Genomic DNA, 23,932 nt, shown 5'->3' on the forward strand with positions numbered 1-23,932 from the left:
AAAATTCAGATTTTACAAAAAAAATATTAATAAATTAATTAAGTTTTATAACTTCACAATCTTTTCTTTGCTATCAAAATAAATTTCACTTTTTGCCATAAATTCATAAGCACCTTTAATAATATTTTCAACAATAATCACCGGTGAAAGATCATAAGCACCAAAATGCTTTTGTCTTATTTTGATTTCTTGCTCTATTTTTAAAGGATTTTGTAAAAAATCTTCGTAATTTTTAAATCGCATTTTACATAAGCTATTAAAATAATCAAAACTCCATAAATTAATCTCATCCTTTGCACTTTTATAATGCTTTAAACCCTCATCTAAAATACTAAATTTAGTGTAAGAATTTTTAAAATGTGAGTAAAATAAAATATGAGTTCTTATAGCTTGCTTGTTTTGTTTTATCAAAGCTCTTAATAAACGATAATTTAAAAATTTCTCTCTTTGAATTTCAAATTTAATGCCTTTTTTTTCTAACTTTTTTACTTGGTTGTAGAATTTAATTTTCTCTTCTATGCTTGAAGGCAATATTTGTTTATTAATAGGACTCATCAGCTCATCTATAAAGGCTTTTTGACCTTTTTGCTTAGAAAGCGCATAAATACATCCGCAATAATTTTGATGATAAAGCATATCTTGCTTTGCTAGGGCAAATTGTCTTTGCGTGCCTCCATTTTTTCTAAAATCAGGTGCTAAAAACTCTATACCAAATTTATCACATTCTTTTTGTAATGCTAATTTTAGTTGCTCTAGGTCTTTTTTAGGAGATGTTAAAAGAGTTGTTGTAAGTTTTTTTTCTCCTATTTTTTGAGCAAATTCAACACTTTTATGCATTCTAAAATCAAAACAAATTTGACATCTTGCACCTTTTTCAGGCTCATCCTCATAGCCCTTTATGCTCTCAAGCCATTTTTCATACTCATATTCACCCTTATAAAGTTTAATGCCTAATTTATCACAACTGCGTTTAACATCTAAAAATCTAAGCTCATGCTCACTATATGGATGGATGTTTGGGTCATAAAAATACCCGATGATTTTTTCTTCAGGATAGGCTTTGCTTAACTCTTGCATAAAATAATGACTATCCACACTACAACAAATATGAACTAACATAATTCTTTTAACACCTTAAAAGCATGATCTTTAGCTTTTACATTTTTATAAATTTTTGCGATATTTCCTTCCTCATTAATTACAAAAGTAGATCTTATAAGCCCTTCATACTCTTTTCCATAATTTTTCTTTAAACCCCAAGCACCATAAAGTTTGCAAATTTCTTTTTCGCTATCACTTAACAAAGTGTGCTTTAAATCATATTTTTTTATGAAATTTTCATGTGATTTCACACTATCTGGACTAATACCTATAATCACAGCATTTTGCCCTAAAAAATCTTCATAATTTTGACTAAATTCACAAGCTTGTGTAGTACAACCTGGGGTATTATCTTTTGGATAAAAATACAAAATAATTTTTTTACCTAAAAAATCACTTAGAGAAATTTTAACCCCATCTTGATTTAAAAGTTCAAAAACTGGGGCTTTATCGCCAATTTGCAATTCTTTCATTTTTTACCTTTCAATCTTAATTTTTCTACATTTTCACCACCAAAAGCAATATTATATGGCTCAATATCTTCTAGCATTATGACTATATTTTGCTTTGGTTTATTATATTTTGTATGCAAAAGCTCTGTAATATCTGCTATTAACTCTTCTTTTTGTGCTTTGCTAAATTCTGGTTTAGCGAGTTTGATACTAATAATAGGCATTGTTTTTCCTTACTTTAAATAAAGAATTTTACTATATTCTAGCAATTATTAGTATATTTTTGATAAAATTAGTTTTATTTTCAATAAAGGCTTATTTATGATTAGGGCAAAAAAAATTTGGATGGATGGAAAAATCATTGATTTTGATGATGCAAAAATTCATGTTTTAACACATTCATTACATTATGCAAATGCAGTTTTTGAAGGAACAAGAGCTTATAAAACACAAAATGGTTTAGCAATTTTTAGATTAAAAGAACATACCAAAAGACTTTTAGAGTCTGCAAAAATCACTTTAATCAACTCACCTTTTTCTCAAGAAGAACTTGAAAATGCACAAGTTGAACTTTTAAGAGCAAATGATTTTCAAAATAACACTTATTTGCGCCCATTGATCTTTTTGGGTGATGGAACTATGGGAGTTTATCATGCTAAAGCTCCTGTTAGAGTAGCTATTGCTGCTTGGGAATGGGGCGCTTATTTGGGCGAAGAAGGCTTAGAAAAAGGTATTAAGGTTAAAATTTCTTCTTTTGCTAGAAATAGCGTAAAATCTAGCCTAGGTAAAGCCAAAGCAAGTGCAAATTATTTAAATTCTCAAATGGCTAAATATGAAGCTATAGAAGCAGGATATGAAGAAGCTTTAATGCTTGATGAAGAAGGTTTTGTAGCAGAAGGGACAGGCGAATGCTTTTTTATGGTTAAAGACGGGAAATTAATCACCCCGCCAAATGATTTTTCATTAAAAAGTATTACCCAAGATACTGTTTTAAAAATTGCACATGATTTGGGCATAAGCGTAGTGCGCCAAAGAATTTCAAGAGATGAAGTTTATGTGGCCGATGAGGCATTTTTCACAGGAACTGCAGCAGAAATAACCCCAATAAATAATATTGATGCAAGAATTATAGGAAATGGAAAAAGAGGTGAGCTAACGACAAAGCTCCAAAATGCGTATTTTGATATAGTTTATGGACGCAATGAAAAATACGCTTCTATGCTAACTTATATTTAACAAAGGAACTAAATGCCAGCTGATTTGAATGATTATTTTAATAAAAAAAACAATCAAAACAACAATAAGCAAAATTTAAATTTCAAAGCCCCAGAATTTAATTTCAAAGGTTTTGGGAAATTTTCTCCATTAATTTATAGCGCGATTGCAATTGTTTTAGTCTTTGCGCTTTTTAAACCTTTTGCAATAGTTAATTCAGGAGAAATGGGGATCAAGTCTACCACGGGTAAATACAGCCCTACTCCGCTTGAGCCAGGACTTCATTTTTTTATGCCGGTATTACAAAAAATCACTATCGTAGATACTAGAGTAAGACAAATTAATTATGCTTCTATTGAAGGCGTAAATGAAAATTTACAAATAGGCTCAGGGGTTGTAAATAAAAATAGTATTTCGGTGCTTGATTCGAGAGGTTTGCCTGTGTCTATTGATGTAACTGTTCAATATAGATTAAATCCTTTACAGGTTCCTCAAACTATCGCGACATGGGGGCTTAATTGGGAAAATAAAATCATTGACCCAGTTGTAAGAGATGTAGTAAGAAATGTGGTAGGTCAATATACTGCAGAAGAGCTTCCAACAAATCGTAACACCATAGCAGTGCAAATTGATCAAGGTATTAGAAAAACTATAGAAAGCCAACCAAATGAGCCTGCTGAGCTTCAAGCAGTTCAACTTAGAGAGATTATCTTGCCTATAAAAGTAAAAGAGCAAATTGAAAGAGTACAAATTGCTAAACAAGAAGCTGAAAGAACCAAATACGAAGTAGAAAGAGCTAATCAAGAAGCACTTAAAAAAGCAGCTTTAGCTGAAGGGGAAGCAAATGCAACCATAATTAGTGCTAAAGGTAGAGCAAGTGCGGTTAAAATAGAAGCTGATGCACAAGCGTATTCAAATAGAGAAATAGCAAAAAGTTTAAATAATCCTTTGCTTGATTTAAAACAAATTGAAACTCAAAAGCAGTTTAACGAAGCACTTAAGGTTAATAAAGATGCCAAAATTTTCTTAACACCTGGTGGAGCTGTGCCAAATATTTGGGTTGATAGCAAAGATAGTAAAAGAACAAGCTCAGTAGCAAATTAAAAACTAAAGAAGTGATAATGAATGCCCAGCACATTCGAGAGCAAATGATTTTTTATACTACTCATTTACACTTAATAGATTTTTTATTAATGGCCTTGGTTGTATTTTTTTTCATTATCACTTTATTTTTAGCTTTAATCATCAGAAACAAGCCTGCTTTTGCCTTTATGGTGATTTTTTTAGGAATTTTATGTTCAGCAGGTATCGCTTATTTAGGATATTTTTTAATTGATACTAAAGTTAGATCAAGAATAACCAGCTTAGATAATGCTCAATTTTTTGTATATGATAACTCACTCAGCGTTGATTATAGCTTAACAAATACTTCTAAAAAAAGCTTTAGATACTGCAAATTAAAAGTAGAAGTTTTTAAGAAAAGTGATGATAATAGTACTTTTAAAAATTTAATACATACTATAAAACCTCTAAGAAGCAAATCAACCATGATAGAAAAAACAATAAATCCACAACAAACTATTAATTTAAAAACCAAATTTTCCGATTTTAAAGAAGGTCAAAATTTTGACATTGAGATTAGTTCAAAGTGTTTTTAATGGGATATTTTACATTTTTTCATATTTTAATCATTGTTATTATGTTAGCTTCTACAGGTTTAACTTGGGTTTTGCTTTACTTAAAAGTTCAAAATAAAAAATATATGATTATTTTTTGCATAGTGAGTTTTATACTAGCATTAATTTTAACCATTTCATTACTATTAACTATAGATCAATATACCAAAAAAGCAAGTTTGAGTAATTTTTCAACCTACAGACGCTTAGCAACAGAAAGTATTATTGTAAAAGGTAGAGTAACTAATGATACTAATTTTAAAATTTCTGAATGCTTTTTAGAGCTTAGGATAATTGATGATAACAAAAAACATGAGGTAAGTGGTGAAATCTTTAATCAACAAAATTTTGATAGCATAAAAAGAGCAAATCAAGAACAAAGAGATGCTTCGTATAATATCAATATTGCAAAAAATTTACCAGGGCATACTTATAAAGATTTTTCATTTGAAGTGGGATTACCGCCTCATTTTCAAAGCTATAAGGTATTTAAACAATTAAAATGCAGATAAGGATTATTTAATAAAATAATCCCCATCAAAACTAATTAAAGAGTATTTTCTTTCATCGCCTATACTTGAAACTAGTTCATTAATATCCAAAAAAGTCAAGCTATCTGCACCTGTATACTCTCTAACCTCTTCAACGCTTTTATTAGCTGAGATTAATTCTTCAAAGGTAGGTGTATCTATACCATAAATATCAGGAAATTTAATTTCTGGACATGCAATCGCTAAATGGATTTTCCTTGCACCTGCTTGTTTTAAAAGAGCAATAATTTTTTTAGAAGTTGTTCCTCTTACCACACTATCATCAATCACCACTATATCTTTGCCTTCTAAGACTTTTTTCATAGGATTGAGTTTTAATTTTACCTTCAAATTTCTCATTTCTTGAGTTGGCTCTATGAAAGTTCTTCCAACATAGTGATTTCTCACTATTGCCATTTCAAGTGGGATTTTTAAATATTGCGCAAAACCTATAGCAGCACTTACACCACTATCTGGAACTGGCACTACAAAATCCACTTTTTCTTTAAATTTTTTAGCCAAGGCTTCACCCATTTTTTTACGCACTTCATATACGCTTTTACCTTCTATAATACTATCAGGTCTAGCAAAATAAATATACTCAAATGCGCAAATTCTTGGATCTGTCTTATCAAATACTTGAATGCTTTCAAACTCATCACTACCTTGAGTAAAAATCAACATCTCGCCTGGTTTTACATCGCGGATAAATTCAGCCTCTATCAAATCAAAAGCGCAAGTTTCACTCGCTACAATATACCCACCATCTTTTAATCTACCCAAAGATAAAGGTCTAACCCCATAAGGATCTCTTACTACAAAAAGTTGATTTTTACTAGCAAGCATAAAGCAATACGCTCCCTTGCTTTGAGTCAAGCTTTCTATAAATCTATCTTTTAAAGTTTCTTTTTTGCTTTTTGCTATTAAATGCACCACATTTTCTGTATCCATATTAGAATGAAAAATAGCCCCATTGTTAATCAATTCTTTTCTAACTTCTTCTTTATTAATCAAATTTCCATTATGCACTAAAGAAATATCACCCAAAGAACAAGTAGCTGCAACAGGTTGAGCATCATGCAAAGAAGAATTTCCTGCAGTAGAATAACGATTATGTCCTATAGCTATCTCGCCTTTTAATCCTGCTAGAATTTGTGTATTAAAAATTTGCCCTACTTCACCTTTAGCTTTGTGTGTTTTGATACTCAAACCATCACTTACGCTAATCCCACTTGCCTCTTGTCCACGGTGCTGCATAGCAAACAAGGCATAGTAAGCCACAGTGCTTGCATTTTTTGAATTAATTACTCCAACTACTGCACACATTTAAATTCCTAAACAATCATCTATATCATATAAGCCATTTTCTTGAGAAACTAACCATTTTGCACATTTTATCGCACCTTTTGCAAAAGTAGCTCTTGAAGTAGCCGTATGATTTAATTCTATAAATTCACCTTCATTGTAAAAACCAACCCTATGTGAACCTACTATATCACCGCCTCTTAAACTCATCACCGCGATTTCATCTTTACTTCTTTGTCCAATAATCCCATCTCTACCGCTTACTCTGACCTTTTCTAAGTCTAAATTTCTAGCCTTAGCAACATTTTGTGCTAAAGTCATTGCGGTACCACTTGGAGCATCTTTTTTCTTATTATGATGCATTTCAAGTATTTCTATATCAAAATCTCTCAAAGTCTCACTAGCTAAATAAGAAAGCTTTTTTAAAATCGCCACACCCAAAGACATATTAGTTGCATAAAGAATAGGCATAGTAATACTTGCACTTTGCATTAACTCATTTTGCTTAGCATCTAAACCTGTAGTACCTATCACCAAAGGCTTGAGATTACTTCTTGCATATAAAAGTAAATCCTCACAACCCTTTGGAGTAGAAAAATCAATAATTACATCACATTTATTAAAAAAATCTTCATAATTTGATCCTTGATCAAAAAACGCACTAGCCTTTGCCTGCTCATCATCTTCTAGGCAAAGTCTTATTTGAGTACCCATACGCCCATTACTTCCATGGATTCCAATATTAATCATTTTAAATCTGCCTTTTTAGAATTTGGAAAATTGTAGCGTTTATTTATTTAAAAGCAACTAACGCTTTTAATTAATCATCCCATTTTTGCCCTAAAAAATTTCCATTTCTATCAAAAAACATTTCCATATTATTACTTAGTTTAATTTCATAACCAAATTCTTCCCAATCCACATCTACAATAAAAGCTCCAGGAAAAGAACTTTGAATTTTATCCATAATAGGTTTAGAAAGTCCATAATAATTTTGCGCATAAGGATTATGCTGAGGCATATGAGGCATATTTTGTTGATATGAATTAGTATTTTGTTGTGTAATATTTGCACTAGCCATTAGCGCTAAAGTTGTACTTAGAATTAGTATTTTTTTCATTTTAGATTCTCCTTGATTTTTTATAGGAGAATCTTAATTAATTTTTGTGAAATTTATGTGAAGATTAATGCAAGTTTTCAATATATGCTAAAGCACTAAGTGCTGCGACTGCTCCATCGCCTGCTGCACATATTACTTGTTTTGGAGCATCTTTTCTTAAATCACCTGCTGCAAACAACCCTGCTATATTAGTTTGCATTTTAAGATCAACACTCACTTGACCACTTTCTTCCATAGCACATAAAAACTCACCATTTTCTTGTTTTAAGATTTCATTTCTCACATTCAATCCAACAAAGGTAAAAATTCCAGGCACATCAAGATCTCTTTTAGATCCATCATTAAATGCTATTTTTACCTTATTAACACCCATATTATCACCACAAACCTCATCAACTACTGCATTTGTGATTAATTCTATTTTATCATTATTTCTTACTTTTTCTACCGTTGAAGGCGCTGCTCTAAACTCATCTCTTCTATGGATTAAATATACTTTTGAGCAAATATTAGCTAGATACAACGCCTCTTCTAAGGCTGTATCTCCTCCACCTAAAACAGCTACTTCTTTATTTTTATAAAAAAATCCATCGCAAGTTGCACAAGTACTTACACCTTTGCCAAAAAATTCATCCTCGCCTTTAAAACCTGCACGACGTGGAGTAGAACCTGTACAAACAACAACAGCCTTTGCTTGTTCGATTTTACCATTTTCTAATTTGATATTAAAACTACCATCAGTATTTTTGCTAATTTGTTCTACACCTATCATTTCATGTTTTAAACCAAAACGCATACATTGTTCATTCCATGGAGCCATAAAAGAAATTCCATCTAAAACTTGTGCAACTCCAGGATAATTTTCAATTTCTGAACTTGAAGTTATTTGCCCACCTGGTGTACCTTTTTCAAACATTACAACATTTTTTAATCCGCCTCTAGTAGCATATAATCCCGCACTTAAACCAGCAGGGCCACCGCCTATAATAGCTAAATCTAACATCATTATTTTCCTTGTGATTTATTTCAGAGATATTATACAAATTTTTCTTTAATTATAAATAATAAAAATTATTAAATAGTAAAAAATATGAAGAAAAGCCACTAAAAGTGGCTTGAGATTATAAAAGTGAGTTTAGTTTATCTGCTAAAACTTGTTTTGATTGAGCACCAACTAATTGATCAACCACTTCACCATCTTTAAAGAAAAAGATAGTTGGAATAGATCTTACACCAAATTGCGCAGCTAAATCACCTTGCTCTTCTGTATTTACTTTGCAAATTTTAGCCTTGCCATCAAAATCATTTGCAAGCTCATCAATTACCGGTGCAAGCATTCTACAAGGTCCGCACCATGGAGCCCAAAAATCTACTAAAGCTACGCCTTCTTTTGCTTGTGCAAAATTTTCTGCAGTTAAATCAATATATTTTCCCATGTTATCTCCTTTAATTTTTTAAGATTTTATTAGATTAAAATAAACATTCTCTTAATAACTAATGTTTTCTAAAAGTTTTATATCATCTTTATACACGCAAAGTAAATCTAATTGAAAATTTTCATTACTTTTGTGTTTCATAAAGTAATACTCTATGGTTTTAATAATTTTGTTAAATTTTTTGCCATCTAGTCTATAGGCTACTTCATAATTTCCTTGTGTACTTTTAACTTCAATAAAATGTAAAATTTTATCTTTTTTAGCAATAATATCAATTTCTCCAAATTTAGAATGAAAATTTCTTTCTAAAATTTCAAAATCTTTATTTTTAAGATATTCACATGCTATATCTTCACCTTTTATACCAAAAAGATACTGTGATAAAGCCATTTAATCTTCTATTCTCATCATAAAAACATCATCTTTAACAAATTCTTGTTCTTTAAGTTTTTGAGTTAAAATTTGTATATTTTTTTCATAAGTTTGATGAGTAATAAAAAATAAAGTACTACAATCTTGCTTTTCTTTTTTTGGCTTTTGCAAAAAAGTATCGATTGAAATTTGATGTTCGCTCATTAATTGCGTAATTTTTGATAAAACCCCTATTTTATCTAATACCTTTAATCTTAGATAGTATCTTGTATAAATTTCATCCTTATTTAAAAGCTTATAAGAAGTATCATTTAAATATCCAAAAATAGCACTATTTTTTTCTTTTCTTGCTATATCGATTAAATCTGCTACAACAGCACTTGCAGTTGCCTTACCACCTGCTCCTGGACCATAGTATAAACTTTCACCCAAAATATCCCCATCTATACTGATAGCATTCATCACCCCATCAACTTTTGCTAACATTTTATCTTTATTTAACATAACAGGATGAACCCTTAATTCTATTTTTTCATCTTTTATTTTAGCAATACCTAAATGTTTTATGGTGTACTCAAATTCCTTTGCAAAATAAATATCCTCATCGCTTACCTTACTAATACCCTCAATCAAGATATCCTCAGGTTTTACTCTTAGTCCATAAGCAATATTTGCTAAAATTAAAAGCTTGTGCGCAGCATCAAATCCTTCTATATCAAAAGTAGAATCAGCTTCAGCATATCCTAAATCTTGGGCTTTTTTTAATACCTCTTGAAATTTGGCATTATCTTCTGCCATCTTGCTTAAAATATAATTACTTGTGCCATTTAAAATGCCTTTAATAGAAACGATATTATTGGCACTCAAACCCTCTTTTAAAATTTTAATAATAGGAATTCCACCCGCTACACTTGCCTCATAACCAAAAGCTGTATCTTGTGCTAATTTTTCAAGCTCATAACGATGATAAGCAAGTAAAGCTTTATTAGCAGTTACTACTGATTTTTTTCTTTTTAAAATTTTTGAAATTATCTCAAAAGGTAAATCAATACCACCCATTAACTCCACAAATACATCAATATCTTCACACTCTAAAACCTCATCAATATCATTAACCACAGGAATCAATGCATTTGGTTTTGGATTTCTTGCTAAAGCAATTACCGGAATAATTTCTTCATCACATCTTGCTTTAATTAAATCTTGATTTTCTAACAAAGTTTCTACAACAGCACTTCCTACCGTGCCATAGCCTAAAATAGCTATTTTCATTTTATTCTCTTAAATATTTTTTGATATTTCTTGCTGCTTGACGGATACGGTTTTCATTTTCTATTAAAGCTATTCTAACATACTCATTACCCGCTTCACCAAAGCCAACTCCAGGACTTACTGCTACATTTGCTTTTTGTAAAAGCTGCTTAGAAAATTCCATACTACCAAGATGAGCCTTGCTTTGAGGGAGTTTTGCCCAAACAAACATACTTGCATTAGGTTTTTTTAATTCCCATCCTGCTTGGTAAAATGATTCTAGTAAGACTTCCAATCTTTTTGCATAAGTTGCCTTAATCTCTTCAACACAAGTTTGATCTCCATCTAAAGCTACAGTAGCAGCAACTTGTATAGGCGTATACATACCATAATCAAACCAAGATTTGATCTTTTTCAAAGCCGCAATTAAGCGTTTATTACCTACCACAAAACCTACACGCCAACCTGCCATGTTGTAAGATTTTGAAAGTGTATAGGTTTCTACTGCTACATCTTTAGCACCTTCAACTTCAAAAATCGAAGGAGTTTTATAAGAGCTAAAAGTTAAGTCCGCATAAGCAATATCAGAAATAATATAAAATCTTTCTTTTTTTGCCATAGCAACCAATCTCTCATAAAAACTTTTTTCCACTGTAACTGTTGTAGGATTATGCGGAAAATTTACCACTACATATTTTGGACGCGGAATACTTTCATGTAGTGTTTTTTGTAAATTTTCAAAAAAAATATTTTCGTTTAATTCATAATTTTCATTAAAATCAAAATTCATAGTTGCTACATTACCACCTGCTATGATAAAAGCTTGAGTATGTATAGGATAAGCAGGTGTAGGCACAATAGCTACATCCCCTGGGTTAATAACAGCTCTTGCTAAATTTACAAAGCCTTCTTTAGAGCCCATCGTTGCAACTACTTCACTTTCAGGATCTAAATCAACATCATATTTTCTTTTATACCAATTACAAATTGCAAGTCTTAGTTTATAAATTCCACTCGAAGCAGAATACCCTGAAGTTTTGTCTTTGTTTGCACTTTCGCAAAGCTTGTCTATAATATGTTGAGGAGTTTTGCCATCAGGATTTCCCATAGAAAAATCTATTATATCCTCCCCTGCTCTTCTTGCTGCCATTTTAATCGCATTAACTTCAGCAAAAACATAATTTGGAAGTCTTTCTATGGTATTAAAATGAATTTCTTCAAACATCGTCCGTCCTTTTTAGCGTCTTAGGTAAATTTTTAAACCCCTTTTTATATTATCAAGGCTAAACATATCTCCTATAATAGCATATTTTGCGCCCAATGGTATATTTACATTTACTTCATTTTGCTTATGTGTATTTTCTACACCTTGTATAAAATTCAAGTTTTTATCTAAAAATTGAATTTTGCAAAACCAAGAATCAAGATTGTGCGCACTAAGCTCCATACTTTTTGCACCTTGCAAATCAATAATATATTCTCTTAAAGGTTTGTTTAATTGAGTAATAGTATTTAATGGAATTTGAGTATTGACTTTAGGTTTTGCTTTTGAAAAATCTAGCTCATATTCATAATTTAACTCTGAAATTTTATAAATATCCTTAATAAAAACAGAACTACCCAACAAAGCCTTATAAAAAACTCCTGGATCAAGCATGTACTGAGAATCTACAGCTAACTTATATGTGATATAGTTTTCCCTTAAAGTTAATTCAGTTGGTATAAAATAAATATAACCTAGTTCATTTAAAGTATCATTGATTGTTTTAAAAAACAAAACAGAATCAGCTTGGGCTTTAAAACTAAAAGTTAAAGTTTTTGGTTCATTTAATATAAAATTTGCCAAAGAATTAGTTTTTAAAATTTGAGAAATAGTGTAAATATCTACATTTCCGCGCTCATCTTTATAATCATTTCTTGCAAACAAAAGTTCCAATTGCGCATCTTTAGAATTATCATTAACAATATGCTTAGCAACTTCTAAAGCACTTAACGCAAAAGCATTAAGAGTAAAAAAAATGGAAAATATTAAAATTCTTACCATAATTTTCCTCTATTTTCTTTTATAAACTCAGCTTTTGTAATTTGTTTGATTTTACCATCTTTAATCATTAAAAACTTAGACACACCATTTTTAAACTCTAAAGTATTATTATTCTCATCATTCAAACTAAAAGCAGCATGACCTGTAGTAATAAGCATATCTTTATCTAAAGATAAAGTATAATCATTTTTAATAGTCAAAGAACTTTTTCTAAAAGTTTTTAAATCCACCATACCAAGCCAAAGCTCTGCGCTTGGTTTTATAATACTTTCTTTAAGCAAAACCATATTTTCTTCGGGCATATTTAAACTAGTATTACCCTCTAATGTTTCTTCTATAGTATTATTACTCTCATCTATTGGTTCTAAAATAGCACTTGTGTTTGTTTCATTGTTTTCTGTGGTTTCATCAGCAAAAAAATTAAGAACCGGAGTTTCATTCTCATCAACTTTTTCTTCTAAGATAATTTGTTCTTGATTTAGCACATTAGTAGTATTTTCATCTAGTGTGGAACTTTGGAAAAATCTTGAAACACCCCAAGCTAAAGCCACTATCAAAAGCACTACTACTATAATCACAATATACCATACACTTGAGCTTTCTTTGGTGTATGAGTTCATTCTAGGAGCAATATGCACATGATTTTTTTTCTCAATACCATTTTCTTCTAAATAGGCATGATATTCTTCTAAAAAGCTAGAAAAATCAAGCTCATATTCTCTTTGTAAAATTTTGATAAAACCATTTATATTAAAACGAGATAAAGACTTAAAATCTTTTTTAATAATATATTCAAGACAAGTTATTTCTATTTGTGTTCTTTTTTGAACTTCTAATAAATTTAAATCTTCTAATTTTTTCCAACTATCCATTTTTCATCCTATCGCAAAGTATTGCAAATGCTGCACTAACATTTAAACTATCAAAATCATTGTGCATTTTTATCCCTACACATTCATCGCATTTTTTAAGCACCTTTGGTGCTATACCAAAACCCTCACTTCCCATAATCAAAACTTTTTTATTTTTGGCCTTGATAGTATGTATATCACTACCTCCGCTTGCACTAGCATAGATATAAAAACCTTTTTGTTTTAATTCATTTATCATGCTTAAAATATCATCATTTAAAACTATTTTCATATCTAAAGCCGCGCCACTACTTGCACGAATAACTCCATCCATAGCCACGCTTTTAGCTACCAAAATAATCCCATCAGCACCCAAAGCATAAGCACTACGCACGATAGCGCCTATATTTCCAACATCACTAATATTATATAAAATAACTATAAAATCTTTTTCTTTTAAACTCTCAAAAGAGCTAAATTCAAACTCATCAATTTCCATTAAAAAACCTTGATGATTTCCACCTCTTGCCAAACTTTGCGCGGCCTTAAAATCAAGTTTTTTAATTTTTTTTGATGCCTTTGCTATTTTTGAAAAATCAGCTTTTTCACATTCTTTTGCTAAATAAATTTCTTTAATTTTTTCTTTGTGCTTTTCTAAGATATAAAAAAACACTTGCTTACCATAAACTATCATTTTTAAATAATAACCAAATTCAACTTAAAAGCAGTTTTTGATAATTTTCTTTTGGAGATTTCGCATTGATTTTTGAAAGAAGCTTTGCCTTTGTTTTTAAAGGCAAATCAAGTTCATAAATATCTTGCTCACACAAGGTATTTTGGTGAAATTGCTTTTCTTTAGCACTTACGACTACACACCATTCACCACGCAAGTCCATTGTTTTTAATTTTTCTAAAGCTTCTAAGGCATTTGCTCTAAATTTGGCTTCAAATTTCTTTGTTGCTTCTTTTATGATAAAAATTTCTCTTAAAGGATCAATTTTGCTAATTTCTTCTACTAAATTAAGTATCCTAGTAGGTGCTTCATAGACTATACTAGGATAAGGATTAAGCATTAAATTTTCAATATCTTTTTGTCTTTGAGGATTTTTATTAGCCAAAAAACCCATAAAAATAAATTCTTTTTTACAAAACGCGCTTGAAACTAATGCAAGCAAAGCAGCATTTGACCCTGCCAAGACTTCATAATCAATATTATTTTTAATGGCATATTCAATTAAAAATTGCCCCGGATCACTAATACCTGGCATACCCGCATCACTCAAATATACAACATCTTGTTCAAAAAAATCATCATCTATTTTTGCTAAAAAATCTTTTTCATTATGAGTATGTAAGGCTAGATATTTATCAGGTTTTATTTCTAAATTAAATTTTTCATTAAGGAGATGAACTAAGGATTTGCAAACTCTCGTATCTTCGCATAAAAAGAGTTTGCATTTTTGTAAAATTTCTAAAGAATGAAAAGAAATATCGTTTAAATTTCCTATGGGCGTAGGAATAAAATATAACATTATTGCATTGCGTATTTTTTCTTAAATTTCTCTACACGACCCGCAGCATCTACGATTTTTTCACTACCTGTAAAAAATGGATGGCAGCTTGAGCAAATATCAACTTTAATTTCTGGTTTATTTGACTTAGTAGTAAAAGAATTTCCACAAGCACAACTAACTTTGCATTCTACATATTCTGGGTGAATTTCTTTTTTCATTGTTTATCCTTTTTCAAAACATTAAGGCGTAATTATATAAATTTTTATATAAAAAATAGCTAAATTTAAGCGTGTTTTTAAATTATGAATTTTGAAGCAACCCCTATTAAAGCTGTTTGCGCTTTAAGTATAAAATCAGCCTGTAATTTTGCTTTTTTTACATTCTCCTCTCTTTCTTTTTGCGAAAATCCACCTTCAGCTCCAATTAAAAATACATGCTTACTAGGTTCAAATCTCATCAAATCTTCACCTTCAAAGTCTATTAAAACAATATTTTCATAAACTTGCTGAAATTTTTTAAAATCATCAAAGCTTTCAAGCTCCATTAAAGAGGCACGACCGCATTGCTGGGATGATTCTATAAGAATCTTTTCCATTCTTTTAAAATCTAATTTAAAATTCTTTTGTGAATAATCCATATACACAAAAGAAAGCTTTACCACTCCAAGTTCATTTAAAAAAGGTAAGGTTTTTTCTATAATCTTTGGATCAATCACCGCTAAAGCTAGGTGTAAATGCGTTTTTAATTCTTGTTTTTCTTCTTTTTTGTCAAGTAAATTTAATGCACATGAGCGTTTAGAAAACTCTATGCATTCATAAGTGTAAGCAAAAAAATCTTTTAAATTTTTTAATATGATTTTATCGCCTACTTTAATTCTTCTAGCTTTTAAATGCAAGAAAGCTTCATTTTCCAACTCTAAATTTAAAGCACCACTTTGTGGGTGATACAAAAATCGCATTAAAAATAAAACCTTTGAAGCAAATAAGGCACAAAAAGTAAAAATATACCCGAACACAAAATAAAAAAGCTTAAAAATCTAAATTTAGCATAACGTTTGAACAATCTTGCTTTTTTAAATAAAACAAATTGATAAATAGCCAAGGCAAAGATAAAAATCCAACAAAACCACATAGAAAGCATGTATAAATTTAGCTCAAAATGCTTTAAAGCCCAAAGCAAACTTCCTGTAAAAAGTGTAATTGCTAAAAATAAATAATAAATTGGCAAAAATAGGCGAATTCTTTTTATAAAAATAAACTCTTGCGAAAAACTACTTTGAGTTAAATACAAATAAAACAACATTAAAAAGCCATTTGCGTATAAACTATATACATGCAATGCTAAAAAAAACTCATAACTTTGATCCATCACTGTCCTTGTGTGTTATTTTCATCTTTGATATCATCATCTACAGGTATAGGAAGCGTATCATCATCTATAATAACATTAGAATCACTTTGCTCAATTTGAACTTGCTCAGTCTGTACCTCTTTTTTTACGTTTGTATCTTCTTGACTTGAGCAAGCAATAAAAAACAATAATGGCACAATCAATAAAATCTTTTTCATTACACCTCCTTTTGATTAATAAAAACAAAATTTGCATCTTGAAGTTTTTTAAAAAAATCTTTATCTTTCCATTCATCGCTTATAGCTTGTGAAAATTCAATATCTGCCAAATTTATCTTTGGTAAAAACTCACTATAAGCATCTTCTCTAAAACCTTGTGCATAGCCTGTTCTTGTTTCATGCACAATAATACTTTTTAAGCTAACACCTTGCTCGCCATTGACCATCTTAGTCTTTAAAAGCAAGGTATCTATCAGTACAAAAAATATGCGTACAAAATTTTCTGCACTTACATTCACAGGTAAACTTACCCATCTTTGTGAGTGTTTTTTTATATCTTCTAAATAAACCTTATCATCATCTTTAAAAAGCGTAATAGCATGGTCAAAACTATCAATAATTTGTTTTATTTCATCTTTTAACAAACCAAAATCATACACCATTCCCGCATTGTCAAGGTATTTACTCTCAAGTAAGATTTCTACCTTATAAGAATGACCATGTATGCTTGTTTTACATCGCTTGGAGCTACAAAATCTAACAATATGAGCATTTTCAAATTCAAACATTTTTCTAATAATCATACGCCTTCTTTATCTCCCCAAATTCTAATATGCAATCTATCAGAGTAATTATATCCATTTTTTATACAAAATTCAGCAATGCTTAAGGCATTTTTAGAAATTTCTTCTTCACTTGACCCCATAGGCATGCAAAATACCTCATTTTCACAAATTTGTAAAATTTCATTGATTTCGCCTAAGGCTTTATTTTCTTGTAAAAAATCCTTATCTAAAACAAATTTATAAAAACTATCTTTAGCATAACATTTAAAAGCTTTCAAAGCTTTTTCATTAATCCTTTTTTCTTTTTTTACACCGCTATTACTAAGCTTTACACCCAAAGCAAAATAACATTTTTTATACAAAGGATATTTTTCAAAATCAATTTCAATGCTTGCATTTGTTTCAAAATGCACTTTAAAGTCATTTTCTAAAAGCAAATTAACAAAGCACAAAAAGTCTTTATTTTGATAATTTAACAAAGGCTCACCACCGGTAATGACAACTATAACTTTGCGTGAATTTGCTAACTTTAAAACCTCATCAAAAAGCTTTACTGAAGTATATGTTTTATAACAAGTTTTAAATTCTTTGGTAAAAACAGCTCTTATAGTATCACAGCCCAAAAACATTTTAGAATCTTTTTCTTTTTTTACTCCAAAGCCTATACAGTTAAAATTACACCCAGCAAACCTTACAAATACAGCTAAATTTCCACTATATTTTCCCTCACCTTGCAAGCTTAAAAAAGTTTCAACAATTTCCATTATCCACCTGTTTGATAAAAGGCTCTTGTAGAACTTTGATTAGCCTCATTTTCAGCCCATCTATTTTTTTCTGATTTGTTTTTTATCACGGTTTTTAAAACCTCACAAGCACCTGCTATGTCTTTATTACGTATAGCCTTTTTAATGCTTAAAGCCTCATCATAATACAAACAAGGTATTAAAAGCCCTTCAGCTGAAAGTCTTATACGGTTACAACTATCACAAAAATCATGGCTATGTGGATCAATAATGCCAAACTCATACCCATCTTCAAGCTCATAAATAGTTGCAGGTGCATTTGGACTTTTTTGTCCTTGTTTGAAAGAATATTTTTGAGCAATAATATTTAAAATTTCTGCTGATTTTAAGCCTTTTAAATCTCCATAAGCATGATAATTTTCCATAAATTCTATAAAGCGAATTTGACTTTTGCGTGTTTTGGCAAATTCTAAAAGATCAATAAATTCACTATCATTAATCCCTTTAAGAGCTACGGTGTTAAATTTAATATTAAAGCCTAATTCTAAAGCCTCATTAATACCATTTAATACATCTTTAAGTATATTTTTTTGGGCTAACTTAAAAGCCACTTCTTCTTTTAAGGTATCTAAAGAGATATTAATTCTTTTTAAACCTGCCTGTCTTAAATCTTTTGCTTGTTGTTTTAACAAAGAAGCATTGGTAGTAAGTGCTAAGTCTATATCCTGCTTATACTCACTAATCATAGCAATAAATTTATGCAAATCTTTTCTTACTAAAGGCTCACCGCCTGTAATACGAATTTTTTTAACCCCCTCATCAATACAAACTTTAACAAACATAAAAAGTTCTTCAAATGATAAAAGATTTTCTTTAGCACTCCATTCAAATGGAGTTTTTGGCATGCAATAAAGGCAACGAAAATTACATCTTTGTGTTACTGAAATTCTTAAATAATCAATCACTCTTCCATAACTATCTACCAACATCAAAGGCCTTTATAATAATTTATTAAATTTCAAAATAAGCTCAACTCTACCCATACCTATACGCAAATCTTTGGCAATTTGCTCAATGGATTTTTTTTGATTAAAAAGCTCTATTACCTTTTGTTCTTCATTATCATAGCTTGGGCTTAATTTTGTAATACTTTGGGTTTTTTGTTCTAAATTTAATAAACGATTTTTTTGCTCACTTTGAAATTCTTCAATTACCTCTTCTACTTCTTTTAAAGCACTTAAAATAGGAATGATATTTTGATTAATTTTTTGTTCTAATACCTGCAAAAGTTCTTCTTTTAGCTCTTCTTTAATGGCTTCAGTATCTATTTCTTCTTTTTCTTGCTCTTGTTCATCTAAACTTTCTTTTTTTAAATAATGATATTGCTTATTTAAATCTTCTATCATCTTACCAAGCTCGTTAATCTTAGCAATACTTTCTTTTTCTTTTATCATCATATAAGCAAACATAGCAAAAATTAATAAAGCTACCACAAGCCACAATAATAAATCACTACCCATTTTCTTGCTCCTTTAAAATCTTAATCATCGCTCTTTGCATATTTGCCACAAAATTATCATACACAAGCTCATCTTCTGCTTTTATTTGTGTGATTTTTGCCTCATTTTCATTTAAAGCTTTAAAAAAAATACTAATTTTTTGACCATTTAACTCAAACCTTGCATAATATTCCTCATCTTGAGTCAAACACTTATCTTTAAACTGAATGTGTGCAAAATTTACACCTACCACAAAGGCTTTATATTTTAAATCTGTAAATAATTTTGTTTTATTGATATCATTTTTTATCAAATATAATTCTTGTTTTAAATCCATAAGCAAATCAAAAATAATTTGCTCACCTTCGCTAAATTCCACTCTTGAGGCAAGCTTTTTCCATTTGCTTAAATTGACATAATTATTACTTGAAAGATATTCTTGTAAAAACTCTTCATATCTTTCTTTACTCTCTTCAAACTCAAGCTCTAACGAACTTTTAAAAAAATTTATCTCCATAAAAGATCAACCCAAATAAATATAAAAAACACTATACTTAAATACCCATTTAAAGTAAAAAATGCTTTATCGATTTTTGCAAAATTCTTTCTAACTATGCGGTGCTCAAAAAACAAAATAATCGCACTAATTATCACGCCTAAAAAGGCAATATTTCCCGTTGGAGCCACCCAAACAAACAAAAGCCAAAAAAGTACTGCTAAAACATGACAAAATGCTGAGATAAATAAGGTTACCTCAAACCCAAATTTAGCAGGTATAGAGTGCAATCCTGTTTTTTTATCATATTCCATATCTTGCAAAGCATAAAGCAAATCAAAACCAGCCGTCCAAAAAGTAACACCCAAACACAAAATCACACTATAAATTTCAATACTTCCCAAAACTACAATGCTACCTGCAATAGGAGCAAGTCCTAAGCAAAATCCTAATACTAAATGTGCTAAAGATGAAAATCTTTTAAAGGCTGAATAAATAGCTAAAATAAATAATACCGGCAAAGAAAGAGCAAAAGCTAGCTTATTAATAAAATAACTTGCCAAAACAAAAACAATAGCATTTAAAATAATAAAAAGTAAAATACTAGTTTTACCTATACGCCCATCGATATTAGGTCTATTTGCACACCTTGGATTATTTTTATCAATATCCTCATCCATCAAACGATTAATCGCCATTGCAAAATTTCTTGCACTCACTGCACAAATAACACCCAAAAATAAAGCCTTAAAGCCAAACCAAGTGCTATCATTTAAAATAACAGAAGCCACAATCATTGAAGTAAATAAAAAGGGCAAAGCAAAAATAGAATGCTTAAAAACTATCAAGTCTAAAATATCTTTCAATTTTTCTTTTAATATAGGCATTTTTTCTCTTTATAATATATTTTTGTTATGATTTTACTAAAATAATTTTAAATTTAGGATATTTTTACGATGTTTTTTGAATTTGCACTCATTGGAACCACTGCAAGTGGCAAAACAGAACTTGCTAATAAACTAGCCTATGAATTTAACGCAAGTATTTTAAGCCTTGATAGTCTTTGCGTGTATAAACAAATCAACATCGCTTCAGCAAAAACAGAGCAAAAAACCCTAGATGAGCTTGATTATTTTGGTATAAATTTGTTAAATGTCAATGAGCATTTTAACATTGCTTTGTTTTTTGAAGAATACAAAAAAGCAAAAGCCTTTGCTCAAAAAAACAATCAAATGCTTATCATCACAGGTGGAACTAGTTTTTATCTAAAAGCCTTAATGGATGGTTTGAGTGAAAATTTTAAAGAAAGCCAAAGCACACTAAGTAATGATGAAATTTATCATTTAATGATAAAAATTGATCCACAAGCAAAAATAGAAAAAAACGATACTTATCGTTTGAAAAAATGGCTTGGAATTTATGAGCAAACCAATAAAATTCCAAGTGAAGTTTTAAAAGAAACCAAACAAGAAGCTTTGATTAAAAAACTTGATATTTTTGAAATTTCTTGGCAAAAAGATCTTTTAGAAAAACGCATTATCAAGCGCACTAAAAATATGCTAAATGAGGGCTTAATAGATGAAGCTAAAATGTTATTTGATAATTATGATCATCATTTAAAAGCACTAAACTCCATAGGTTTAAAAGAATGCAAAGAGTTTTTAGATAAAAAAATAAATTTAAATGAGCTTGAAGAGCTCATCATCATCCATACAAGACAACTTGCCAAAAGACAAAGAACTTTTAATAAAAAATTCAATAAAGAAATTTTAGATTTTCAAAGTGCTTATGAGAATTTAAAAGCTTATATTTTAAAAAAATATCAAGGCTGAGTATTTAAGACATTTAATTTATCTTTACATAAATTTTGCCAATTACTCGTTACATTAATATCTATACAATTTTGTAAGCTTTGTTTTTGATTTTGCACATCTTTTAAATCTTCATAAATATTGCTTTGCACATAAAAAACTCTTGCGCGCTCATCATCTTTTAAAGGATTAGCAAGTAAGTCTTTAAACAAAGTTAAGGCTTTTTGAGCTTGATTGCTTTGTTTTAAAGCTTTGATATAGATAAATTCTAAATCGGGACTAAAAAGATTTACTCCCTTTAAGTTTTGATAATCAATAGCCTTTGGAGCATAGTTTAAAATACTTGTTAGAAAATTATTTTTTTCACAATAACGCAAAAACTCATAATATAATTCCACCATACGATAATTCATAGGAAATTGCTCTAGTTTTTGTAAAGTTCTTATCATGGCATTATAATCTTGCAATCTAAGTTCGGCAAAAAATTTAATATAATTTGCTTCAAATTTTTCATTATCACTAATAATCGTTCTTGTGTTTAAAATATCGTTAATTGTTTTTATAACAAAGTTATAGCGTTTATCTTTAAGAGCTAAATCAGCACTTTGAAGCTTATAAAAGATAATATCATCGTTTTCATTTTCCACTATGTATTTTTTAGCTTCTTCTATGCGCGTTGTGCGTTTAAAACACTCAAGCATTTGTTTTTTATTTTGTATTTTGCCTCCTATATTATAAGCCTTAAAATCATCATATATTTTAATAGCAGCCAAACACTCATCATTTTTTAATCTTTGCTCTAAAACCAAAATAGCAGCTTGTTCTAAAAGATTTTTTACTTCTTTATTGGAGTATTTTTCAATGTCTTTTTGATAACTTATAACCTTTTCATAATTTTTTTCTTGAAAATATAATTTGACATTATCAAACAGCGCCTTACTAGAAATTTCTCCAGCGTATTTTTTCATAATTTCTTCATATTTTTGATGCAAAAAGCTTGCATTAGCATCTTTTAAATATAAAAAGTTTTTATCTTGTGCTTCTTTAATTAAACTCACATATTCACCCAAAGGAAAATCTTCTGCATAAAGATCTAAATATTTTTGAGCTTTAATATGCTCATTTGCATTTAATAAAGACAAGGCAAGATCTTTTAATACTCTTTCATATTCTTTATCTACCTTGGTTAAATGCGTAAAAATATACTCATAAATTTTAGAACTTAAATCATAAACCCTATTATTAGCAAAAGCTTTTGCTAATAATAGAGAATTTTCCAAATCACTCATGAAAAATTCAGGGTTTGATTCTAAAATTTTATTTGCTAACTCTTTGGCTTCTTTTATATTTTTTGCCTCTAGATGATTTTTTGATAAAAATAAAGCAGCTCTACTGGCTAAATCTGCATTTGGAGTAGAATAATACACATCTTGATAAATATTATTTGCGGTATTTTTTTTACCCAAATGATACAAATAATCTGCATAATCAAGTAAAGCCATTATAGTATATTTATCGCCTTTGTGTTCAGTATTTAAAGTATCTATAATATATTCAACATTAGATCTTTGCGATAAACCCATATAAACTCTCATCATAATATACATTACTTCTGTATAATCTTTATCGTTAATATAAGTTCTTACCCATCTTTTAGCATCATCTAACATTTGCTCTAAAATTACTTGGTCTTTATCAAGTTCATAAGTGTATAGTTTATTTTGAGCTCTTAATTTATAAAGCTCAAATTCATTCATAAATACACTACCCTGATAACGCTTAATAGCGCTAGTTGCATCCCTTAAAACCTGATCATATTTTTTTGCTTCATATTCTTGTTTTATACTAAAATAAGCATTAAAATCTGCACTTTTTGAAGTTTCCATAGGATTAGAATTTAAATCTAATGCTCCAATATAAGGCATTAATGCATCATCAAAATAAATATCAAAATCAAGCCCATCGCTAGGTTTATAATACCTTAAATCTTTGGTAAAAATAAATACAAAATGCTTAGAAGCATCTTCACTTTGACTTTGAATTTCTTTAGCATTAAAAATATCTTGAGAATAATTAAACATCTTAGCTAAAATTTTAGGATAGATTTTGATTGTCAAAAAAGTTTGGTGCTTTTCAAAATAAATCGTAAAATCATCAAATTCTTTATTTTGAAACTGCATATTGCTAACACCTAAAACATTGCACTCAAAATGGGTTTTTTCAAATTCAAAAACGCTTTTGCAAGTAAAATCCTTATCATCTTTTAAATGCAAAAGCGTAAAAGGGCGTTTATGCTCTTCCCCTTTATTAACAATAATTTCAAAAGAAAATGTATAAGTTATACTTAATAAAAATAAAAATAAAACCCTTATCATAAGCGTG

Annotated in this window: 31 protein-coding genes; 5 read left to right on the top strand and 26 right to left on the bottom strand. The window is 29.5% G+C overall.

Annotated features, from left to right (window positions below):
• Nucleotides 1-45: 45 nt before the first annotated feature.
• Genes CAMP5118_RS03555 through CAMP5118_RS03565 form a run of 3 tightly spaced genes read right to left on the bottom strand, consistent with a single transcriptional unit; the run spans nucleotide 46 to nucleotide 1,777 of the window.
• Nucleotides 46-1,119, bottom strand: coding sequence for an epoxyqueuosine reductase QueH (locus tag CAMP5118_RS03555; RefSeq protein WP_337216627.1), 1,074 nt, complete (start codon nucleotides 1,117-1,119; stop codon nucleotides 46-48).
• Nucleotides 1,113-1,574, bottom strand: a complete 462-nt coding sequence (gene bcp / locus CAMP5118_RS03560; RefSeq protein WP_263682466.1) for a thioredoxin-dependent thiol peroxidase — start codon at nucleotides 1,572-1,574, stop codon at nucleotides 1,113-1,115. The genes CAMP5118_RS03555 and bcp overlap by 7 nt, the downstream gene beginning before the upstream one ends.
• Nucleotides 1,571-1,777 carry a tautomerase family protein gene (locus tag CAMP5118_RS03565; RefSeq protein WP_337216628.1) on the bottom strand — a complete coding sequence of 69 codons (207 nt, stop codon included), beginning with the start codon at nucleotides 1,775-1,777 and terminating at the stop codon, nucleotides 1,571-1,573. The genes bcp and CAMP5118_RS03565 overlap by 4 nt, the downstream gene beginning before the upstream one ends.
• A gap of 97 nt (nucleotides 1,778-1,874) precedes the next feature.
• Between CAMP5118_RS03565 and ilvE the strand changes: the two genes are divergently transcribed.
• The 4 genes from ilvE to CAMP5118_RS03585 are packed head-to-tail and all read left to right on the top strand — an operon-like array spanning nucleotide 1,875 to nucleotide 4,956.
• Nucleotides 1,875-2,789: a branched-chain-amino-acid transaminase gene (gene ilvE / locus CAMP5118_RS03570; RefSeq protein ID WP_012662102.1), complete on the top strand. Its 915-nt coding sequence runs from the start codon at nucleotides 1,875-1,877 to the stop codon at nucleotides 2,787-2,789.
• A gap of 12 nt (nucleotides 2,790-2,801) precedes the next feature.
• Complete coding sequence (locus CAMP5118_RS03575) at nucleotides 2,802-3,872, top strand: prohibitin family protein (RefSeq protein WP_263663891.1); 1,071 nt, start codon at nucleotides 2,802-2,804, stop codon at nucleotides 3,870-3,872.
• Nucleotides 3,873-3,889: 17 nt separating this feature from the next.
• Nucleotides 3,890-4,426 (top strand): DUF2393 domain-containing protein, encoded by a 537-nt coding sequence (locus CAMP5118_RS03580; protein WP_263663890.1) that lies wholly within the window; start codon nucleotides 3,890-3,892, stop codon nucleotides 4,424-4,426.
• A complete protein-coding gene (locus CAMP5118_RS03585; RefSeq protein ID WP_263663889.1) occupies nucleotides 4,426-4,956 on the top strand; it encodes a DUF2393 domain-containing protein in 531 nt (176 codons plus the stop codon). Before CAMP5118_RS03580 ends, CAMP5118_RS03585 begins: the two co-directional genes overlap by 1 nt.
• 3 nt (nucleotides 4,957-4,959) lie before the next feature.
• Here the strand turns inward: CAMP5118_RS03585 and purF are convergent, their stop codons facing one another.
• From purF to mqnP, 22 genes are all read right to left on the bottom strand, one after another.
• Nucleotides 4,960-6,300 (bottom strand): amidophosphoribosyltransferase, encoded by a 1,341-nt coding sequence (gene purF, locus CAMP5118_RS03590; protein ID WP_220555473.1) that lies wholly within the window; start codon nucleotides 6,298-6,300, stop codon nucleotides 4,960-4,962.
• On the bottom strand, nucleotides 6,301-7,029 hold the full coding sequence (dapB, locus tag CAMP5118_RS03595; protein WP_337216629.1) for a 4-hydroxy-tetrahydrodipicolinate reductase: 729 nt from the start codon (nucleotides 7,027-7,029) through the stop codon (nucleotides 6,301-6,303).
• A gap of 70 nt (nucleotides 7,030-7,099) precedes the next feature.
• Nucleotides 7,100-7,399, bottom strand: coding sequence for a PepSY-like domain-containing protein (locus CAMP5118_RS03600; protein ID WP_070255351.1), 300 nt, complete (start codon nucleotides 7,397-7,399; stop codon nucleotides 7,100-7,102).
• 64 nt (nucleotides 7,400-7,463) lie between these two features.
• Nucleotides 7,464-8,402, bottom strand: coding sequence for a thioredoxin-disulfide reductase (gene trxB / locus CAMP5118_RS03605; protein WP_337216649.1), 939 nt, complete (start codon nucleotides 8,400-8,402; stop codon nucleotides 7,464-7,466).
• Between the two features lie 118 nt (nucleotides 8,403-8,520).
• A complete protein-coding gene (gene trxA / locus CAMP5118_RS03610; protein WP_012662110.1) occupies nucleotides 8,521-8,835 on the bottom strand; it encodes a thioredoxin in 315 nt (104 codons plus the stop codon).
• A 51-nt stretch (nucleotides 8,836-8,886) separates the two neighbouring features.
• Nucleotides 8,887-9,225, bottom strand: coding sequence for a YraN family protein (locus CAMP5118_RS03615; RefSeq protein ID WP_220555475.1), 339 nt, complete (start codon nucleotides 9,223-9,225; stop codon nucleotides 8,887-8,889).
• The gene (locus CAMP5118_RS03620) at nucleotides 9,226-10,479 is read right to left on the bottom strand and encodes a homoserine dehydrogenase (protein ID WP_337216630.1); all 1,254 of its coding nucleotides are present in this window, start codon (nucleotides 10,477-10,479) and stop codon (nucleotides 9,226-9,228) included.
• A 1-nt stretch (nucleotide 10,480) separates the two neighbouring features.
• A complete protein-coding gene (locus CAMP5118_RS03625; protein WP_337216631.1) occupies nucleotides 10,481-11,683 on the bottom strand; it encodes an LL-diaminopimelate aminotransferase in 1,203 nt (400 codons plus the stop codon).
• A gap of 12 nt (nucleotides 11,684-11,695) precedes the next feature.
• On the bottom strand, nucleotides 11,696-12,502 hold the full coding sequence (locus tag CAMP5118_RS03630; RefSeq protein ID WP_039629070.1) for a hypothetical protein: 807 nt from the start codon (nucleotides 12,500-12,502) through the stop codon (nucleotides 11,696-11,698).
• Nucleotides 12,496-13,374 (bottom strand): hypothetical protein, encoded by an 879-nt coding sequence (locus tag CAMP5118_RS03635; RefSeq protein WP_263702302.1) that lies wholly within the window; start codon nucleotides 13,372-13,374, stop codon nucleotides 12,496-12,498. Before CAMP5118_RS03635 ends, CAMP5118_RS03630 begins: the two co-directional genes overlap by 7 nt.
• Nucleotides 13,367-14,047, bottom strand: coding sequence for a 23S rRNA (guanosine(2251)-2'-O)-methyltransferase RlmB (gene rlmB / locus CAMP5118_RS03640; RefSeq protein WP_263702301.1), 681 nt, complete (start codon nucleotides 14,045-14,047; stop codon nucleotides 13,367-13,369). The genes CAMP5118_RS03635 and rlmB overlap by 8 nt, the downstream gene beginning before the upstream one ends.
• A 19-nt stretch (nucleotides 14,048-14,066) precedes the next feature.
• On the bottom strand, nucleotides 14,067-14,885 hold the full coding sequence (gene rsmI, locus CAMP5118_RS03645; protein WP_337216632.1) for a 16S rRNA (cytidine(1402)-2'-O)-methyltransferase: 819 nt from the start codon (nucleotides 14,883-14,885) through the stop codon (nucleotides 14,067-14,069).
• On the bottom strand, nucleotides 14,885-15,085 hold the full coding sequence (gene rpmE / locus CAMP5118_RS03650) for a 50S ribosomal protein L31 (protein WP_012662118.1): 201 nt from the start codon (nucleotides 15,083-15,085) through the stop codon (nucleotides 14,885-14,887). The genes rsmI and rpmE overlap by 1 nt, the downstream gene beginning before the upstream one ends.
• 77 nt (nucleotides 15,086-15,162) lie before the next feature.
• The gene (locus CAMP5118_RS03655) at nucleotides 15,163-15,825 is read right to left on the bottom strand and encodes a 16S rRNA (uracil(1498)-N(3))-methyltransferase (RefSeq protein WP_337216633.1); all 663 of its coding nucleotides are present in this window, start codon (nucleotides 15,823-15,825) and stop codon (nucleotides 15,163-15,165) included.
• Nucleotides 15,825-16,235, bottom strand: a complete 411-nt coding sequence (locus CAMP5118_RS03660; RefSeq protein WP_039668881.1) for a hypothetical protein — start codon at nucleotides 16,233-16,235, stop codon at nucleotides 15,825-15,827. The genes CAMP5118_RS03655 and CAMP5118_RS03660 overlap by 1 nt, the downstream gene beginning before the upstream one ends.
• Nucleotides 16,235-16,435 (bottom strand): cytochrome C, encoded by a 201-nt coding sequence (locus CAMP5118_RS03665; protein WP_263679517.1) that lies wholly within the window; start codon nucleotides 16,433-16,435, stop codon nucleotides 16,235-16,237. Before CAMP5118_RS03665 ends, CAMP5118_RS03660 begins: the two co-directional genes overlap by 1 nt.
• Nucleotides 16,435-17,019: a 6-pyruvoyl trahydropterin synthase family protein gene (locus CAMP5118_RS03670; protein WP_337197509.1), complete on the bottom strand. Its 585-nt coding sequence runs from the start codon at nucleotides 17,017-17,019 to the stop codon at nucleotides 16,435-16,437. The genes CAMP5118_RS03665 and CAMP5118_RS03670 overlap by 1 nt, the downstream gene beginning before the upstream one ends.
• The gene (locus tag CAMP5118_RS03675) at nucleotides 17,016-17,765 is read right to left on the bottom strand and encodes a 7-carboxy-7-deazaguanine synthase QueE (RefSeq protein ID WP_337216634.1); all 750 of its coding nucleotides are present in this window, start codon (nucleotides 17,763-17,765) and stop codon (nucleotides 17,016-17,018) included. The genes CAMP5118_RS03670 and CAMP5118_RS03675 overlap by 4 nt, the downstream gene beginning before the upstream one ends.
• Nucleotides 17,765-18,733 (bottom strand): GTP 3',8-cyclase MoaA, encoded by a 969-nt coding sequence (gene moaA / locus CAMP5118_RS03680; RefSeq protein ID WP_337216635.1) that lies wholly within the window; start codon nucleotides 18,731-18,733, stop codon nucleotides 17,765-17,767. Before moaA ends, CAMP5118_RS03675 begins: the two co-directional genes overlap by 1 nt.
• Before the next feature lie 9 nt (nucleotides 18,734-18,742).
• Nucleotides 18,743-19,264: a hypothetical protein gene (locus CAMP5118_RS03685; RefSeq protein WP_070255378.1), complete on the bottom strand. Its 522-nt coding sequence runs from the start codon at nucleotides 19,262-19,264 to the stop codon at nucleotides 18,743-18,745.
• Nucleotides 19,257-19,760: a hypothetical protein gene (locus CAMP5118_RS03690; protein ID WP_263679520.1), complete on the bottom strand. Its 504-nt coding sequence runs from the start codon at nucleotides 19,758-19,760 to the stop codon at nucleotides 19,257-19,259. Before CAMP5118_RS03690 ends, CAMP5118_RS03685 begins: the two co-directional genes overlap by 8 nt.
• The gene (gene mqnP, locus CAMP5118_RS03695) at nucleotides 19,751-20,626 is read right to left on the bottom strand and encodes a menaquinone biosynthesis prenyltransferase MqnP (RefSeq protein WP_337216636.1); all 876 of its coding nucleotides are present in this window, start codon (nucleotides 20,624-20,626) and stop codon (nucleotides 19,751-19,753) included. Before mqnP ends, CAMP5118_RS03690 begins: the two co-directional genes overlap by 10 nt.
• A 69-nt stretch (nucleotides 20,627-20,695) precedes the next feature.
• Here mqnP and miaA point away from each other — a divergent pair, with 69 nt between their 5' ends.
• A complete protein-coding gene (gene miaA / locus CAMP5118_RS03700) occupies nucleotides 20,696-21,571 on the top strand; it encodes a tRNA (adenosine(37)-N6)-dimethylallyltransferase MiaA (protein WP_263679521.1) in 876 nt (291 codons plus the stop codon).
• Here the strand turns inward: miaA and CAMP5118_RS03705 are convergent.
• The gene (locus tag CAMP5118_RS03705; RefSeq protein WP_263679523.1) at nucleotides 21,562-23,925 is read right to left on the bottom strand and encodes a tetratricopeptide repeat protein; all 2,364 of its coding nucleotides are present in this window, start codon (nucleotides 23,923-23,925) and stop codon (nucleotides 21,562-21,564) included. The two genes, miaA and CAMP5118_RS03705, sit on opposite strands and share 10 nt — an antisense overlap.
• Between the last annotated feature and the right edge of the window lie 7 nt (nucleotides 23,926-23,932).

Origin of the sequence: Campylobacter sp. LMG 7929 (genome assembly GCF_024723595.1) — a bacterium.
Lineage (GTDB): Bacteria > Campylobacterota > Campylobacteria > Campylobacterales > Campylobacteraceae > Campylobacter_D.

Coding starts and splice junctions, on each gene's coding strand:
- rsmI (WP_337216632.1), bottom strand. CDS start 14,885: ATGTTATATTTTATTCCTACGCCCATAGGAAATTTAAACGATATTTCT.
- ilvE (WP_012662102.1), top strand. CDS start 1,875: ATGATTAGGGCAAAAAAAATTTGGATGGATGGAAAAATCATTGATTTT.
- rpmE (WP_012662118.1), bottom strand. CDS start 15,085: ATGAAAAAAGAAATTCACCCAGAATATGTAGAATGCAAAGTTAGTTGT.
- miaA (WP_263679521.1), top strand. CDS start 20,696: ATGTTTTTTGAATTTGCACTCATTGGAACCACTGCAAGTGGCAAAACA.
- CAMP5118_RS03660 (WP_039668881.1), bottom strand. CDS start 16,235: ATGGATCAAAGTTATGAGTTTTTTTTAGCATTGCATGTATATAGTTTA.
- rlmB (WP_263702301.1), bottom strand. CDS start 14,047: ATGATAGTTTATGGTAAGCAAGTGTTTTTTTATATCTTAGAAAAGCAC.
- CAMP5118_RS03555 (WP_337216627.1), bottom strand. CDS start 1,119: ATGTTAGTTCATATTTGTTGTAGTGTGGATAGTCATTATTTTATGCAA.
- CAMP5118_RS03630 (WP_039629070.1), bottom strand. CDS start 12,502: ATGGTAAGAATTTTAATATTTTCCATTTTTTTTACTCTTAATGCTTTT.
- bcp (WP_263682466.1), bottom strand. CDS start 1,574: ATGAAAGAATTGCAAATTGGCGATAAAGCCCCAGTTTTTGAACTTTTA.
- dapB (WP_337216629.1), bottom strand. CDS start 7,029: ATGATTAATATTGGAATCCATGGAAGTAATGGGCGTATGGGTACTCAA.
- CAMP5118_RS03600 (WP_070255351.1), bottom strand. CDS start 7,399: ATGAAAAAAATACTAATTCTAAGTACAACTTTAGCGCTAATGGCTAGT.
- CAMP5118_RS03670 (WP_337197509.1), bottom strand. CDS start 17,019: ATGATTATTAGAAAAATGTTTGAATTTGAAAATGCTCATATTGTTAGA.
- CAMP5118_RS03675 (WP_337216634.1), bottom strand. CDS start 17,765: ATGGAAATTGTTGAAACTTTTTTAAGCTTGCAAGGTGAGGGAAAATAT.
- trxA (WP_012662110.1), bottom strand. CDS start 8,835: ATGGGAAAATATATTGATTTAACTGCAGAAAATTTTGCACAAGCAAAA.
- CAMP5118_RS03580 (WP_263663890.1), top strand. CDS start 3,890: ATGAATGCCCAGCACATTCGAGAGCAAATGATTTTTTATACTACTCAT.
- mqnP (WP_337216636.1), bottom strand. CDS start 20,626: ATGCCTATATTAAAAGAAAAATTGAAAGATATTTTAGACTTGATAGTT.
- CAMP5118_RS03615 (WP_220555475.1), bottom strand. CDS start 9,225: ATGGCTTTATCACAGTATCTTTTTGGTATAAAAGGTGAAGATATAGCA.
- CAMP5118_RS03655 (WP_337216633.1), bottom strand. CDS start 15,825: ATGCGATTTTTGTATCACCCACAAAGTGGTGCTTTAAATTTAGAGTTG.
- trxB (WP_337216649.1), bottom strand. CDS start 8,402: ATGTTAGATTTAGCTATTATAGGCGGTGGCCCTGCTGGTTTAAGTGCG.
- moaA (WP_337216635.1), bottom strand. CDS start 18,733: ATGTTGGTAGATAGTTATGGAAGAGTGATTGATTATTTAAGAATTTCA.
- CAMP5118_RS03625 (WP_337216631.1), bottom strand. CDS start 11,683: ATGTTTGAAGAAATTCATTTTAATACCATAGAAAGACTTCCAAATTAT.
- CAMP5118_RS03620 (WP_337216630.1), bottom strand. CDS start 10,479: ATGAAAATAGCTATTTTAGGCTATGGCACGGTAGGAAGTGCTGTTGTA.
- CAMP5118_RS03705 (WP_263679523.1), bottom strand. CDS start 23,925: ATGATAAGGGTTTTATTTTTATTTTTATTAAGTATAACTTATACATTT.
- CAMP5118_RS03690 (WP_263679520.1), bottom strand. CDS start 19,760: ATGGAGATAAATTTTTTTAAAAGTTCGTTAGAGCTTGAGTTTGAAGAG.
- CAMP5118_RS03665 (WP_263679517.1), bottom strand. CDS start 16,435: ATGAAAAAGATTTTATTGATTGTGCCATTATTGTTTTTTATTGCTTGC.
- CAMP5118_RS03575 (WP_263663891.1), top strand. CDS start 2,802: ATGCCAGCTGATTTGAATGATTATTTTAATAAAAAAAACAATCAAAAC.
- purF (WP_220555473.1), bottom strand. CDS start 6,300: ATGTGTGCAGTAGTTGGAGTAATTAATTCAAAAAATGCAAGCACTGTG.
- CAMP5118_RS03585 (WP_263663889.1), top strand. CDS start 4,426: ATGGGATATTTTACATTTTTTCATATTTTAATCATTGTTATTATGTTA.
- CAMP5118_RS03685 (WP_070255378.1), bottom strand. CDS start 19,264: ATGGGTAGTGATTTATTATTGTGGCTTGTGGTAGCTTTATTAATTTTT.
- CAMP5118_RS03635 (WP_263702302.1), bottom strand. CDS start 13,374: ATGGATAGTTGGAAAAAATTAGAAGATTTAAATTTATTAGAAGTTCAA.
- CAMP5118_RS03565 (WP_337216628.1), bottom strand. CDS start 1,777: ATGCCTATTATTAGTATCAAACTCGCTAAACCAGAATTTAGCAAAGCA.